This is a genomic window from Streptomyces sp. NPDC085524 (assembly GCF_044541755.1).
Classification (GTDB): Bacteria; Actinomycetota; Actinomycetes; order Streptomycetales; family Streptomycetaceae; genus Streptomyces.
Genome location: NZ_JBITTH010000056.1, coordinates 1 through 16053 on the forward strand (window position 1 = coordinate 1; position 16053 = coordinate 16053).

Consider the following 16053-nt stretch of genomic DNA (forward strand, 5'->3'; position numbering starts at 1 on the left):
GGGACCGGGACGGCGCTCGGGGATCCGGTGGAGGCGGCTGCTCTCGGTGCGGTGGTCGGCACTGCGGAGGGGCGGTCTGCGCCTCTGGTGGTGGGTTCGGCGAAGACGAACGTCGGGCATCTGGAGGGTGCGGCGGGCGTTGTCGGGTTGATCAAGGCGGCGTTGGCGGTGCGGCATGGTGTGCTGCCGGCGAGCCTGAATTTCGAGTCGGCGAATCCTGCGATCGATCTGGATGCGTTGAACCTGCGGGTGCAGACGCGGACGGACGTGTGGGATCAGGAGCGGCGTGTTGCGGGTGTTTCCTCGTTCGGGATGGGCGGGACCAACTGCCATCTGGTCCTGACGAACACTGCCGGGGCCGAACGTGAGCCCGTTGCGCAGCCGGCTCTGGTGCCGTGGGTGGTGTCGGCCAAGACGGCTGCGGCGCTGCGTGAGCAGGCCGCGAACCTCGCCGCGTTCGAGGGCGGGTCGTCGCTGCTGGACGTCGGCTATTCGCTGGTGACGACGCGGACGGTCTTCGAGCACCGTGCGGTGGTGATCGGCGCGGACCGTGCCGAGCTGAATGCGGGTCTTGCCGCGGTTCAGGGTGGTCGGGCTGCGGGTGCTGCCGGGACGGCGTTCCTGTTCACGGGGCAGGGCAGCCAGCGGGCGGGCATGGGCCGCGAGCTGTATGCGGCGTTCCCGGTGTTCGCGGAGGCTTTCGATGCCGCGTGCGCGCATCTGGATGTGCATCTGGGCCGGTCGTTGAAGGCGGTCGTCTTCGACGGCGATCCGGTCCTGGACCAGACCCAGTTCACCCAGGCGGCCCTGTTCGCCGTCGAGTCCGCGCTGTTCTCTCTTGTTTCCTCGTTCGGGGTGCGGCCTGATGCGCTGATCGGGCACTCCATCGGCGAGGTCACCGCCGCGTATGCGGCCGGCGTGTTCTCCCTCGAAGACGCCTGCACCCTGGTCGCCGTCCGCGGTCGGCTGATGCAGGCCGCCCGTGCCGGTGGCGCCATGGTCGCCATCGCCGCGCCCGAGGCCGACGTCCTGCCCGAGCTGGGCGAAGGGCTGTCCCTCGCAGCAGTCAACGGCCCCGCCGCCGTCGTCGTCTCCGGCGACGTGGAGGCCGCGGACGCCATCGAGGCCCTGTTCCGGGGGCGTGGTGTGAAGGTCAAGCGGCTCACCGTGTCGCACGCCTTCCACTCCGCGCACATGGACGAGGTCCTGGCCGAGTTCGAGCAGGCCATCAGCGCCCTCACCTTCAACGAGCCGCAGATCGCGGTCGTATCGAACCTGACCGGTCAGGTCGCCGAAGAGCTGACCGACCCCGCCTACTGGGCCCGTCACATCCGTGGCGCCGTCCGTTTCCACGACGGCATCGAGACGCTGAACGCGCAGGGCATCACCACCTACCTGGAACTCGGACCCGACCCGGTCCTGACCTCCCTCGTCCAGAACAGCCTTGAGGCGCCGGTCGCCGCTTCGCTGCTCAAGGCCCAGGGTGATGAGCCGCGCGGCCTGCTGCGCGCGCTGGGAGCCGCGTACTGCTCCGGCACCGACGTCGACTGGACGGCCCTGCTGCCCGGCGGGACCCGGGTGAAGCTCCCCACCTATGCCTTCCAGCGCAAGCGCTACTGGGTCGACGTCCCCGACGCGCCCCAGGTGTCCGCCGCTCCCGCTCCGCAGCCGGAGATCGACGAGGTCGAGGAGGACGAGACGACCTGGGCCGGCCGGCTGCGTGGGCTGAGCGAGAAGCAGCGCGAGACGCTCATCGCCGACCTCATCTGCCGCCACACCGCCGACGTGCTGGAGTACGACGCCACCGAGGTGATCGACCCCGCCCTGCCCTTCAAGGAGCTGGGGCACAACTCCCTGTCGTCCGTCGAGCTGCGCAGCCGCCTGGCCGCCGATCTCGGCGTCGCCCTGCCGTCCTCGCTCGTCTACGACTACCCGACCCCGCTGGTACTGGCCCGCCACATCGTGACGGCGCTGCTCGGCACGACCGATGAGCTCGATCTCCCCGACGCCGCGTCCGGCTCCGACGAGCCGCTGGCGATCGTCGGCATGGCGTGCCGCTACCCGGGCGGCGTCGTCTCGCCGGAGAGCCTGTGGCAGCTGGTCGCCGACGGCCGGGACGCGATCGGTCCCTGGCCCGAGAACCGTGGCTGGGACGCCGAGGGGCTGTACGACTCCGAGCGTGGCCTGTCGGGCAAGACGTATGCCCGCTACGGCGGATTCCTCCACGAAGCCGATGAGTTCGACGCGGAGTTCTTCGGGATCTCCCCGCGTGAGGCGCTGGCCATGGATCCGCAGCAGCGGCTGCTGCTGGAGACGGCATGGGAGGCGCTGGAGCGTTCCGGGATCGTCCCGCAGTCGCTGAAGGGCAGCCGAACGGGTGTGTTCGTCGGCGCGATGACGCAGGAGTACGGGACGAGGCTCGCCGAGCCGATCGCCGGGACGGAGGGTTACCTCCTGACGGGCAACACGGCGAGCGTCGCCTCCGGCCGCATCTCCTACACCCTCGGCCTGGAGGGCCCGGCCGTCACGGTCGACACCGCCTGCTCGGCCTCCCTCGTCGCCCTGCACCTGGCGGCCCAGTCGCTGCGCAGCGGTGAGTGCTCGCTCGCGCTCGCGGGTGGCGCCACGGTGATGTCCACACCGGGCATGTTCGTGGAGTTCTCCCGTCAGCAGGGGCTGTCGGAGGACGGCCGCTGCAAGGCGTTCTCCTCGACTGCGGACGGCACGGCGTGGGGCGAGGGCGCCGGCTTGGTCCTGCTGGAGCGCCTCTCCGACGCACGGCGCAACGGGCACCCGGTCCTCGCCGTGATCCGGGGCTCCGCCATCAACCAGGACGGCGCGAGCAACGGCCTCAGCGCCCCCAACGGCCCCTCCCAGCAGCGCGTGATCCGTCAGGCACTGGCGAACGCCGGTCTGACGGGCGCGGACGTGGACGTCGTGGAGGCGCACGGTACCGGCACGAAGCTGGGCGACCCGATCGAGGCGCAGGCGCTGATCGCGACGTACGGGCAGGAGCATTCGGCCGAGCGGCCGCTGTGGCTGGGCTCGTTCAAGTCGAACATCGGCCACACGATGGCGGCGGCCGGTGTCGGCGGCGTCATCAAGATGGTCATGGCCATGCGTGAGGGAGTCCTTCCGCAGACGCTGAACGTCGCGGAGCCGACCTCGCACGTCGACTGGTCGCAGGGAGCCGTGTCGCTGCTCACCGAGCAGCAGGCATGGCCCGAGCTGGACCGGCCGCGCCGGGCTGCGGTCTCCTCGTTCGGTATCTCGGGCACCAACGCCCACATGATCCTGGAGCAGGCACCGGCGACGGACACCGTCGAGGCGTCCGGGAGCGGCGTGGTGCCGTGGATCCTGTCCGCGCGGACCGAAGACGCGCTGCGCGAGCAGGTGGCCCGGCTGACCGCGTTCGTGGAGGACTCGTCCGACCTCACGCCGAGCGCCGTCGCGACCGCTCTCTCCGCCCACCGCACGGCCTTCGGGCAGCGTACGGCCGTGGTCGGCAGCACCCGCCGGGAACTCCTGGACGCCCTGACCGCGGGCACCGGGGTGACGGGTGAAGCGGTCTCCGGGAAGACGGTGTTCGTGTTCCCGGGGCAGGGTTCGCAGTGGATCGGCATGGCGGCCGGGCTGTATGCCGAGTCCCCGGCGTTCCGGGACCGGCTCGACGCGTGTGCGCGGGCGCTGTCGGCCTACACGGACTGGGATCTGCTTCAGGTGCTGCTGGGCGGTGACCCGGAGGGTCTGCTGGAGCGGGTGGACGTCATCCAGCCCGCTCTGTGGGCGGTGATGGTGTCCCTCGCCGAGGTGTGGCGTTCGTACGGTGTCCGGCCGGACGCGGTGGTGGGTCACTCGCAGGGTGAGATCGCGGCCGCTGCGGTGGCCGGTGCGCTGTCCCTGGAGGACGCTGCCCTGGTCGTCGCGCTGCGGAGTCAGGCGATCATCGCGCTGGCCGGCCGGGGCGGAATGCTGTCGGTGGCCCTTCCCGCCGACGACGTGCGTCCGTACCTGACGCGCTGGCCCGACGACCTGGGTGTGGCGACCGTCAACGGTCCCTCGTCCACCGTCGTGTCCGGTACGAACAGTGCACTGGACGAGCTCGTCGCGCTCCTCGACGCGGACGGCGTGCGTTCGCGCAGGATCGCCGTGGACTACGCCTCGCACTCCCCGCACGTGGAGTCGATCGAGGCGGAGCTCGCCGAGCTGCTCGCGCCGATCACGCCCCGTGTCCCGGAGGTGGCGTTCTACTCCACCGTCACCAACGAGGTGATCGACACCGCAGCCCTGGACGCGGGCTACTGGTACCGGAACCTGCGTCAGACCGTCGAGTTCGAGAAGACGACCCGCGCCCTGCTCGCGGACGGTTTCACCACGTTCATCGAGTCCAGCGCCCACCCGGTGCTGACCATCGGGCTCCAGGAGACCTTCGAGGCCGCCGACGCCGAATCCGCGCTCGCGGTGCCCTCCCTCCGGCGTGACGAGGGCGGGCTCGACCGGTTCCTGCTCTCCCTCGGCCAGGCCTGGACCCACGGCGTGGACGTCGACTGGTCGGCAGTCCTCCCGGAGCCGCAGCAGCCCCTGGACCTGCCCACCTACGCCTTCCAGCGCACCCGCTACTGGCTCGACCCCGTCAAGACCACCGGCGACGTGTCCACCGCCGGCCTCGCCACCGCCGGGCACCCCCTCCTCGGGGCCGTCGTCGACCTGGCCGGTTCCGACGGCACCGTCCTCACCGGGCGGCTGTCCCTCACCACGCACCCGTGGCTCGCCGACCACGCCGTCGCCGGCACGGTCCTGCTGCCCGGCACCGCCTTCGTCGACCTCGCCCTGCACGCCGCCGACGAGACCGGCTGCGACACCCTCGAGGAGCTGACCCTCCAAGCGCCCCTCGTCCTCACCGGCACCACCGCGGTGCTGCTCCGCGTCGAGGTCGGCGAGGCCGACGAGCACGGCCGTCGCAGCATCGGCATCCACTCCCGGCCCGACACCGAGGGCGCCCTCTGGACGCGGCACGCCACCGGCGAACTGGGCCACGGCGAGACCCCCGCCGCGCCCGCCTACGCGGCCTGGCCGCCGGCCGGGGCGACCCGGACCGACACCACCGCCCTGTACGGGGAACTGGCTGCCGCCGGGTACGAGTACGGGCCGGTGTTCCAGGGCGTCCGGGCCGCCTGGCGGCTCGGTGACGAGGTGTTCGCCGAGGTCGCCCTGGCCGAGGGGCAGCAGGGTGAGGTCGACGGTTTCGGGATCCACCCGGCGCTGCTCGACGCCACCCTGCACACCGGTCTGCTGACCCCGGGCGCCGAACTGCCCGCGCCCCGGCTGCCGTTCGTCTGGTCCGGGGTACGGCTCCACGCGACCGGTGCGACGAGCGTACGGGTCCGGATCAGCCCCGTCGGCGCCGGCAGCATCGCCCTCGACATCACCGACGCCACCGGGCAGCCCGTCGCCTCCGTCGCCTCCCTCGCCCTGCGGGCCGTGGACCCCGCCCAGCTGGGGCAGGGTTCCGGCGGCGCCGACGACGCGCTGTACCACCTCGACTGGGTTCCGGCGCGCGCCGCGCAGGAAGCGGACACCCGTCCGTACGTGGTCGTCGAGCCGGACTTCGCCGCCTTCCGCGAGGCGCAGGCGCAGGAGCGCACCGCCGGCACCGACGCGCTGCTGTTCCTCGCCGCGGACCAGGACCGGCACTCGCCCGAGGCCGCCCGTGCCGCCGTCCACCGGGCGCTCGCCGTGGTCCAGGACTGGCTCGGCGAGGACCGCTTCGCCGACGCCCGCCTGGTCGTCGCGACCCGTTGCGCCGTTTCGACCGATCCCGCGGCCGCGCCCGAGGACCTCGCGCACGCGGCCGTCTGGGGGCTCCTGCGTACCGCCCAGACGGAGAACCCCGGCCGTTTCGTGCTCGTGGACATCGACGAGGACCCGGCCTCCGCCGCCGCCCTGCCGGCCGCGCTCGCCTCCGGCGAGCCGCAGCTGGCCCTGCGCGCCGGACAGGTCCTCGTCCCGCGCCTCGCCCGAGCCGCGGGCCGCGCGGACACGCTGGTCCCGCCCGCCGGGGGCGAGCCCTGGCACCTGGACGTCACGGCCCGGGGCACGCTCGAAGCCCTCACCCTCGTCCCCAGTGCCGAGGCCGTGGCCCCGCTCGGGCCGCTGGAGGTCCGGGTCGCGGTCCGCGCGGCCGGGCTCAACTTCCGCGACGTGCTGATCGCGCTCGGCGTCTACCCGGGCCACGCGTCGATGGGCACCGAGGGCGCCGGCGTGGTGACCGAGGTCGGAGCGGACGTCACCGGTCTCGCCGTCGGCGACCGGGTCACCGGCATGCTGCCCGGCTCCTTCGGGCCCGTGTCGGTCGTGGACCACCGGCTCGTCGTACGGATCCCCGACGACTGGTCGTACGAGGACGCGGCCGCGATGCCGATCGTCTTCGGCACCGCCTACCACAGCCTCGTCGAACTGGCCGGGCTCCGCAGCGGCGAAACCCTCCTCCTGCACGCCGCCGCGGGCGGTGTCGGCATGGCCGCTCTCCAGCTCGCCCGGCACCTGGGTGCCGAGGTCTACGGCACCGCCAGCCCCGGCAAGTGGGAAGCACTGCGCGCCTCCGGCCTGGACGACGCGCACATCGCCTCCTCCCGCACCCTCGACTTCGAGGACCGGTTCCTCGAGGCCACCGGCGGCCGCGGCGTGGACGTCGTACTCGACTGCCTGGCCCGCGAGTTCGTGGACGCCTCGCTGAGGCTGCTGCCGCGCGGCGGCCGCTTCGTCGAGATGGGCAAGACCGACATCCGCGACGCGGCCGAGGTCGCCGCCGCCCACCCGGGCGTCGAGTACCAGGCGTTCGACCTCATCGAGGTCGCGCACCGGGACCCCGACCGGTTCCGGCACATGCTCACCGAGATCGTCGCGCTCTTCGAGGCCGGCGCCCTGCGCCACTCTCCGGTCCGCGCCTGGGACGTCCGCCGCGCCCCGGAGGCCTTCCGCTTCCTCAGCCAGGCACAGAACGTCGGCAAGATCGTCCTGACCGTGCCGCCCGCGCTCGACCCCGAGGGCACCGTCCTCGTCACCGGCGGCACCGGCACCCTCGGCGCGCTCTTCGCCCGCCACCTCGTCACCTCGTACGGGGCCCGGCACCTGCTGCTGACCAGCCGCCGCGGCCCCGGCGCACCCGGCGCCGCCGGGCTGCGGGCCGAACTCGAAGCCCTCGGCGCGACGGTGACCCTGGCGGCCTGCGACACCGCCGACCGGGAAGCCCTCGCGGCACTGCTCGCCGGGGTCCCCGCCGCCCATCCGCTGACCGCGGTCGTGCACACCGCGGGCGTGCTCGACGACGGCACGGTGACCGCGCTCACCCCCGAGCGCGTGGACTGCGTACTGCGCCCCAAGGCCGATGCCGCCTGGCACCTGCACGAGCTCACCCGGGACGCCGACCTCGCCGCCTTCGTCCTCTTCTCCTCCGTCATGGGCGCCATCGGCGGCGCCGGCCAGGCCAACTACGCGGCCGCCAACGTCTACCTGGACGCCCTCGCCGCGCACCGCAGGGCCGCAGGCCTCCCGGCCACCTCGCTGGCCTGGGGCTTCTGGGACCAGCGCAGCGAGCTCACCGGCGACCTGGACGAGGCCGACCTCGCCCGCATGACCCGGGCCGGGCTGGTGCCCCTCGCCTCCGCCGAGGGCCTGGCCCTCTTCGACCGGGCGCTCACCGACCCCGGCGCCGCCCTCGTCCCGGCCCGCCTCGACCTCGCGCGGCTGCGCACCCAGGCCGACAACGGCTCTCTGGCACCCGTGCTCTCCGGGCTCGTCCGGGCCCGCGCGGCCCGCCGGGCCGCCGCGTCGGCCACCCCGGCAGCCGGGGCCCGCACCGCCGGGAACCGCTTCGCCGGGCTCACCGGAGGCGACCTGGACCGCGCCCTGCTGGACCTCGTACGGACCAACGCGGCGACCGTGCTCGGCCACGCCTCCCCGGCCTCGATCCGGGCCGACAGCAAGTTCAAGACCCTCGGCTTCGACTCCCTCTCCGCCGTCGAACTGCGCAACCGGCTCGGCGAGGCCACCAAGCTGCGTCTGTCCGCGACCGCGGTCTTCGACCACCCGACCCCGGACGCGATGGTCGCCTACCTGCGCGGCCTCCTCGGAGTCGAGGACACCACCGCGGCCCCGGCCGTCGTACGCCAGGCACCCGCGGCCGGCCGGACCGGCGTGGACGCCGACACCGCCGACGACCCCATCGCGATCATCGGCCTCGGCTGTCGGCTCCCCGGCGGGGTCTCCTCGCCCGAGGAGCTGTGGGAGCTGCTCAGCGCGGGCGCCGGCACCGCCTCCGACCTGCCCGCCGACCGCGGCTGGGACCTGGAGGCCCTCTACGACGCCGACCCCGACCGGTCCCGCAAGAGCTACGTCCGCAAGGGCTCCTTCCTCTACGAGGCCGCCGAGTTCGACGCCGACTTCTTCGGGATCTCGCCGCGCGAGGCCCTGGCCATGGACCCGCAGCAGCGGCTGCTGCTGGAGACCGCCTGGGAGGCCTTCGAACGGGCGGGCATCCGTCCCGAGTCGGTGCAGGGGAGCCAGGCCGGAGTGTTCGTCGGCGCGCTCTTCCAGGAGTACGGATCGCTCATGCACGAGGCCTCGGAAGGAGTCGACGGCCTGCTGCTCACCGGCAAGACCACCAGTGTCATCTCCGGCCGCCTCGCCTACTTCCTGGGCCTCGAAGGCCCCGCGATCACCGTGGACACGGCCTGCTCCTCCTCGCTCGTGGCCCTGCACCAGGCGGCGCAGTCCCTGCGCGGCGGCGAATGCTCCCTCGCGGTCGCGGGCGGTGTGTCCGTCATGGCGACGCCCGGCATGTTCACGGAGTTCAGCCGCCAGCGCGGCCTGGCCGCCGACGGCCGCATCAAGGCCTTCGCGGCCGCGGCCGACGGCACGGCGTGGGGCGAGGGCGCGGGCGTACTGATCCTGGAGCGGCTCTCCGACGCCCGGCGCAACGGCCACCAGGTGCTCGCCGTCATCAAGGGTTCGGCGATCAACCAGGACGGTGCCAGCAATGGCCTGAGCGCCCCGAACGGGCCTTCGCAGCAGCGCGTCATCCGCCAGGCGCTGGCCAACGCGGGTCTGACGGGTGCCGAGGTCGACGTGGTCGACGCGCACGGCACGGGCACCAAGCTGGGCGACCCGATCGAGGCCCAGGCCCTGATCGCCACCTACGGGCAGGAGCACACGGCCGAACAGCCGCTGTGGCTGGGCTCGCTGAAGTCGAACATCGGCCACACCATGGCCGCCTCCGGCGCCGCCAGCGTGATCAAGATGGTGCTGGCCCTGCGCGAGGGAGTCCTCCCGCCGACGCTCGGCGTGGACGAGCCGACCCCGCACGTGGACTGGTCCCAGGGAACCGTGTCGCTGCTGACCGAGCAGCGCCCGTGGCCCGAGCTGGACCGGCCGCGCCGCGCGGCGGTGTCTTCGTTCGGCATCTCCGGCACCAACGCCCACATGATCATCGAGCAGGCCCCGGCGCAGGAGGCCCCGGCCTCCGAGGTGCCGGAGACCGACACACCCGCGGTGCTCCCGTGGGTGGTCTCCGCGAAGAGCCCGGACGCGCTGCGCGAACAGGCCGTCCGCCTCGCGGCGTTCGTGGAGCGCAACCCGCAGGCCGGCCCCGGTGCCGTGGGCGCTGCCCTGGTCGCCACGCGCGAGCGCTTCGACCACCGGGCGGTCGTGGTCGGCGGCGGGCGTACGGAGCTCCTCGCGGGCCTCGGCACCCTCGCCGCGGGCGACGCCGGGGGTCCGGTGGTCACCGGCGAAGCGGTCACCGGCCGCACGGTGTTCGTGTTCCCGGGTCAGGGTTCGCAGTGGATCGGCATGGCGGCGGGGCTGTACGCCGAGTCGCCGGCGTTCAAGTCCCGGCTCGACGAGTGCGCGCAGGCGCTGTCCGCCCATACGGACTGGGATCTGCTGGAGGTGCTGCTGGGCGGGGACCCGGAGGGCCTGCTGGAGAGGGTCGACGTCATCCAGCCCGCGCTGTGGGCGGTGATGGTGTCCCTCGCCGAGGTCTGGCGGTCGTACGGTGTCCGTCCGGATGCGGTCGTGGGCCATTCGCAGGGTGAGATCGCGGCTGCTGCGGTGGCGGGTGCGCTGTCCCTGGAGGACGCGGCCCTGGTCGTGGCGCTGCGGAGCCAGGCGATCCTCGCGCTGGCGGGCCGCGGCGGGATGCTGTCGGTGGCTCTGCCCGCCGATGCGGTGCGTCCGTACCTGACGCGCTGGCCCGACGACCTGGGTGTGGCGACCGTCAACGGCCCGTCTTCGACGGTCGTGTCGGGGACGAACAGTGCGCTGGACGAGCTGGTCGCGGTGCTGGAAGCCGATGGGGTGCGGTCGCGGCGGATCGCCGTGGACTACGCCTCGCACTCCCCGCACGTGGAGTCCATCGAGGCCGAGCTCGCCGACCTCCTCGCGCCGATCACGCCCCTGGTCCCGGAGGTCGCGTTCTATTCGACGGTCACCAACAAGATCATCGACACCGCCGCGCTGGACGCCGGGTACTGGTACCGCAACCTGCGCCAGACCGTCGAGTTCGAGAAGACCACCCGGGCGCTGCTCGCGGACGGATTCACGACCTTCATCGAGGCCAGCGCCCACCCGGTGCTGACCATCGGTCTCCAGGAGACCTTCGACGCGATGAACGCCGGTGCCATCGCCGCCGCGGTTCCCTCCCTGCGCCGGGACGAAGGCGGGCTGGAGCGGTTCCTGCTCTCCCTCGGCCAGGCCTGGACCCACGGCGTCGACGTCGACTGGGCGACCGCCCTGCCCGCTTCGGACAAGCCCGTCGACCTGCCCACCTACGCCTTCCAGCGCCGCCACTACTGGCTCCCGTCCTCCCACGCCGCCGCCCCCGCCGTCTCCGACCTGGGGCCCGGCACGGCCGTGCACCCGCTCCTCGGGTCGGCGGTCGAGCTGCCCGGATCCGGATCGCTGCTCTACACCGGCTGGCTCTCCCTCACCGCGCAGCCCTGGCTCGGCGACGCGCGGACCCTGCCCGCCGCCACCTTCCTGGAGCTCGCCCTGCGGGCCGGCGAGGAGGCGGGCACCGGCCGGGTCGACGAACTCACCCTCCACGAGCCCCTGGTCGTGCCCCGGCGCGGCGGCGTGCAGCTGCGCGTCGAGGTCGGCGAGCCCGCCGGCGACGGGCGGCGCGCGCTGTCCGTGCACTCCCGGCGCGAGGGCCGGGCCCCCGGCACCGAATGGACCCGGCACGCCACGGCCGTCCTCGCGGCGGACGAGCCCGAGCCGGGCTGGAACCTCGAGGTCTGGCCGCCGCTCGGCGCCGAGCCCCTCGCCGCCGGGTCGCTGCCCGGCGTACGGGCGGCCTGGCAGCGGGACGGGGAGCTGTACGCGGAGATCGTGCCCGCCGAAGCGGACCGGCAGGACCCGGCGGGGTACGGCCTGCATCCCGCCCTGCTGGAAGCCGCCCTCGGTTCCGCCGCCCTCGCCGGCATCCCGGCAGGGGCCGCCGCGGTGCAGTGGCGCGACGTCACCCTGCACGCGGTCGGCGCCACCACCCTGCGCGTACGGTTCAAGGCCGCCGCCCACGAACCCCTCGGCATCGCCGCCGAGATCGCGGACGGCGGCGGGGCGCCCGTGGCCACCGTCGGCGCGGTCGTCCTGGAGGCCGCTGCCGAGGACCGGATCCGGCGGGCGTCGGCCGCCCAGCGCGGCGGGCTCTACACCGTCGACTGGGCCGACGAGCAGCCCGTCCCGGTGACCGGGGCGGCGGTTCCGCAGAGCTGGGCGGTGGTCGGCGAGGACGCCTTCCGGGCCCGCTCCGGCCTGATGGCCGCGGGCACCTACGCCGAAGCCCACCCCGACCTGGACGCCCTGGCCGCCCGCATCGAGGCGGAGGGCGCGCCCGCGCCCGACGTGGTCCTGGTCTGCGCGGCGGCCGGCGGCGCGGCGGCCGGGGCGGACACCGCCGACGCGGTACGGCGGGCCGTGGACGAGGCCGCGCAGCGGGTCCGGACCTGGCTCGCGGACGGCCGGTTCGCCGGCTCCCGGCTGGTGTTCCTCACCAAGGACGGCACCGCCGCCTCGGCCCCACAGGGCGGCGACCCGGCCGCCGCCGCGGTGTGGGGTGCGGTCCGTGCGGCCCAGGAGACGGCTCCGGAACGCTTCGTGCTGGCCGACACCGACGGCAGCAAGGCCTCGTGGCGCTCCCTCGTGAAGGCCCTCGCCACCGGCAACGACCAGCTGGCACTGCGCCGCAGCACCCTCAAGGTGCCCCGGCTCGTCCCGGCGGCGCCGGGCACCTGGCCCGCGTACGAGCCCGAGGGCACCGTCCTCGTCGTCGGCGGCGGCGAGCCCGCGGACCTGTACGCCCGCCACCTCGCCGACCGGCACGGCGTACGGACCGTCCGCGCGGCCGAACCCGCCGACCCGGCGGCATGGGCGGACGTGCTCGCGGCGCTGCCCGCGGGCCGCCCGCTCACCGCCGTCGTCCACGCCGTGGACCCGGCGCAGGACGCGGACCGGCCCGAGGACGCGGCGGCCCGGACGGCCCGCACCGCGCAGGCACTGCGCGAGGCGGCCGGACCGGACGCCTCGTACATGATGATCACCACCGACGAGGGCGCCCCCGCGGCCTTCCTCGAAGGATGGGCGCGCGTGCTCCGCGGCGCCGGCACCACGGCCGTGGCACTCGCCGTGCCCTCCGGCACCGCCGGCCACGCCGACGGGGAGCTGCTGGAGGCCGCGACCGCGGTCGGCGGGGCGGGGGTCCTCGTGGCCGAGCCGGACTTCGAGGCGCTCGCCGCCCGGGCTGCGGCCGGCCGGCTGCCGGCCGTGTGGCGGGGGCTGGTCCGCGTACCCGTCCGGCGCACCGTCAAGGAGGGCCCGGCCGAGGCCGGCTCCTTCAAGCAGCGGCTGCTCGCCCTCGACGACGCAGGCCGGGACGCACTGCTCCTGGAGCTCGTACGGGGACAGGCGGCGAGCGTGCTCGGCCATGGCTCGGGCGAGGCCGTCGACCCGGACCGCAAGTTCCGCGACATGGGCTTCGACTCGCTCTCGGCCCTCGCCCTGCGCAACGCCCTCAACGACGCCACCGCGCTGCGCATGCCGCCCGGTGTCGTCTTCGACCAGCCCACCTCCGCTGAGCTGGCCCACCACATCAAGCAGCAGATCCTCGGCCGGTAAGGAGACCAGGCGTGAGAGTGGAAGGTGTGTACGTCAATGCCCTCGGGGTGTTCCTGCCCCGCCGGGTGAGTGCCGAGGACGCCGTCGCCGACGGCCGGTACGACGAGGAGGTCTACAAGGCGAGCGGCCTGACCGGCACGCACGTGTCGGACGGGATCCCCGCCCTCGACATGGCGGTCACCGCCGCCCGGCAGGCGCTGGAGCGGTCCGGCCTCGACGCCGAGGACGTCGAGTCGCACATCCACAGCGGCGTCTACTACCAGGGCCCCGACGGCTCCTACCCGCCCGCCTACGTACTGCGTGAACTCGGCGTCGGCCGGGTGCCGTCGCTGCACATCCGGCAGGGCTGCAACGGAATGCTCGCCGCCCTCGAGGTCGCGGTCGGGCAGATGACCGGCGCCGCCGAGGTGGAGACCGCGCTGCTGACCACCGCGCAGAACTTCTCCACCCCGCTGATCGACCGCTGGCGCGGCTTCGGCGACTCCTACGTCCTCGCCGACGGGGCGGCCGCGGCCGTGCTCAGCAGCGAGGACGGCTTCGCCGAGGTGCGTTCCGTCAACTCCGGGACGCTGCCCGAACTGGAGGCCTGGCACCGCGGCGACGAATCGCTGCTGCCGCCGCAGGACGGGGCGGGCGAGAAGCTGGCCGTCGCCGAACGGGCCGCGCTGTTCAACGAGCGGGAGATGTCGCTCGCCGAGACCGTCGAGCGGATCGGCGAGTTCGACCTCGACATCGTGCACCGCTCGCTCGTCGACGCCGGGCTGAACGCCTCCGACATCGCCCGCGTCATCCCCATCAACCAGGACGGGCGCATGATCGAGTTCTCGGTCATGGCCCCCCTCGGCCTCCCGATGTCCCGCTCCAGCTGGGACTACGGCCGTTCCGTCGGCCACGTGGGCGCCGCCGACCTGGTCATCTCCCTCGACCACCTGGTGCGCACCGGCGAACTCGTGCCGGGTGACCACGTCCTGCTGCTCTCCCAGGGACCCGGCTGGATCAGCTCCGCCGGAGTCGTGACGATCAAGGAAGTTCCCGCATGGTGACCACCGCCTCCGCCTTCGTGTCCGTACCGGGCACCGAGCTGTACTACGAGAAGACCGGCACCGGCCCGCTGCTGTTCCTGATGGACGGCGGCGGCGGCGACGCGCGCCGCACCGGGGCCCTCGTCGAGCGGCTCGCGGACCGGTACACGGTCGTCACCTACGACCGGCGCGGCATGTCCCGCTCCGCGCTCGGCGACCCTGCGCCGGAACTGGGTCCGCAGGTGCACACCCAGGACCTGGCGCTGCTCATGGAAGCCCTCGCCGACGGGCCCTCGCTCCTCTTCGGCCACAGCGTCGGCGGGGTCATCGGCCTCCACCTGACCGCGAGCCGCCCCGACCTGGTGTCGGTGTACGCGGCCCACGAGCCCTCCGAACTGGCCCTGCTGACCGGCGCCGACCGTGAGGCGGCCGCCGGCCTGATCGCCGCCGCCGAGGCCGACTACCGCACCGCCGGGTGGGGTCCCGCACTGGCCCACATGGCCCGGTTCAACGACATCGACCTGGCCGGCCAGGACGCCGAACCGGACGTCGTCCCGGCCCCCATGACCGCGGAACAGCTCGCCAACATCGAGTTCTTCCTCGCCCACGAGATCGGCTCCTACCGCCACCACCTGCTGGCCGACGCCGACCTCGACGCCCTCAAGTCCGGCCCCGCCCGGATCGTCCCGCTGGCCGGCCGCCCCTCCGACAGCAGCTGGTCCTACCGCTGTGCCCGCAGCCTCGCGGACCGGCTGGGGACCCCGCTGGAGGCCTTCCCCGGCGGCCACAACGGCCTCAAGACCCACCCGACGGCCTTCGCGAACCGCCTCCACGAGGTCCTGGCCGCGACCTGACCCCGCGTACGACAGAGGGGCCCGTAGGACACCCGGGTGTCCTACGGGCCCCTCGCGTCGGCCCGCGCTGTCATGGTGCGGTTACCGCGGATCGGCGTTGAACTTCGAGGCCGACCAGAAGTAGCCGAGCACGGTCAGTCCCACGCACCAGCCGACGGCGAGCCACCCGTTGTTGCCGATCTCGCTGCCGAGCAGCAGGCCGCGCAGGGTTTCGATGGCCGGGGTGAAGGGCTGGTACTCGGCGATCGGCCGGAACCAGCCCGGCATCGAGTCGACCGGGACGAAGGCGCTGGACAGCAGCGGCAGCAGGATCATCGGCATCGCGTTGTTGCTGGCTGCCTCGGCGTTCGGGCTGATCAGGCCCATCCCGACGGCGATCCACGTGAACGCCAGGGCGAAGAGCACCAGCAGACCGAAGGCCGCGAGCCACTCCAGGGCGGTCGCGTCCGTGGCGCGGAACCCGATGGCCAGTCCGACGAGGCCGACGAGGACCACGCTCGCGATCGACTGCAGCACGCTGCCGATGACGTGCCCGACGAGCACCGAGGGACGGTGGATCGCCATGGTGCGGAAGCGGGCGATGATGCCCTCGCTCATGTCGTTCGAGACGGACACCGCGGTGCCGACCACGGTGCTGCCGATGGTCATCAGCAGCAGGCCCGGGACGATGTACGCGATGTAGGCGGAGCGGCCGCCGCCTCCCAGGCCCGCGCTCATGGTGTCGCCGAAGATGTAGACGAACAGCAGGAGCAGCATGATCGGGGTGAGCAGCAGGTTCAGCGTGAGGGACGGGTAGCGCCGCGCGTGCAGCAGGTTGCGGCGGAGCATCGTGGACGAGTCGCGCAGGGCGAGGGAGAGGGAGCTCATCGGACAGCCTCCGTCGGCTGGTCGGGGATACCGGCGTTGCCGGTGAGGGCGAAGAAGACGTCGTCGAGGTCGGGGGTGTGGACGGTGAGCTCGTCGGCTTCGATGCCGGCCGAGTCGAGCCGGTCGAGGATGGTGCG

Annotated in this window: 4 protein-coding genes and 1 pseudogene; 3 read left to right on the plus strand and 2 right to left on the minus strand. The window is 73.6% G+C overall.

Annotated elements, in window-relative coordinates:
- The 3 genes from ACIGFK_RS41910 to ACIGFK_RS41920 form a co-directional block, all read left to right on the plus strand.
- Positions 1 to 13173: SDR family NAD(P)-dependent oxidoreductase (locus ACIGFK_RS41910; RefSeq protein WP_400056079.1), on the plus strand; the 13173-nt coding region annotated here is incomplete at its 5' end.
- An 11-nt stretch (positions 13174 to 13184) separates the two neighbouring features.
- Positions 13185 to 14216, plus strand: a complete 1032-nt coding sequence (locus tag ACIGFK_RS41915; protein WP_386473709.1) for a ketoacyl-ACP synthase III family protein — start codon at positions 13185 to 13187, stop codon at positions 14214 to 14216.
- Positions 14210 to 15049: an alpha/beta fold hydrolase gene (locus tag ACIGFK_RS41920; protein WP_376660957.1), complete on the plus strand. Its 840-nt coding sequence runs from the start codon at positions 14210 to 14212 to the stop codon at positions 15047 to 15049. Before ACIGFK_RS41915 ends, ACIGFK_RS41920 begins: the two co-directional genes overlap by 7 nt.
- A gap of 81 nt (positions 15050 to 15130) precedes the next feature.
- Here ACIGFK_RS41920 and ACIGFK_RS41925 read toward each other — a convergent pair whose 3' ends face one another.
- Both ACIGFK_RS41925 and ACIGFK_RS41930 read right to left on the minus strand, forming a co-directional pair.
- Positions 15131 to 15916, minus strand: a complete 786-nt coding sequence (locus tag ACIGFK_RS41925) for an ABC transporter permease (protein ID WP_376660956.1) — start codon at positions 15914 to 15916, stop codon at positions 15131 to 15133.
- Positions 15913 to 16053 (minus strand): annotated as a pseudogene (locus ACIGFK_RS41930) (ABC transporter); the annotation flags it as partial. The pseudogene ACIGFK_RS41930 and the gene ACIGFK_RS41925, both read right to left, overlap by 4 nt.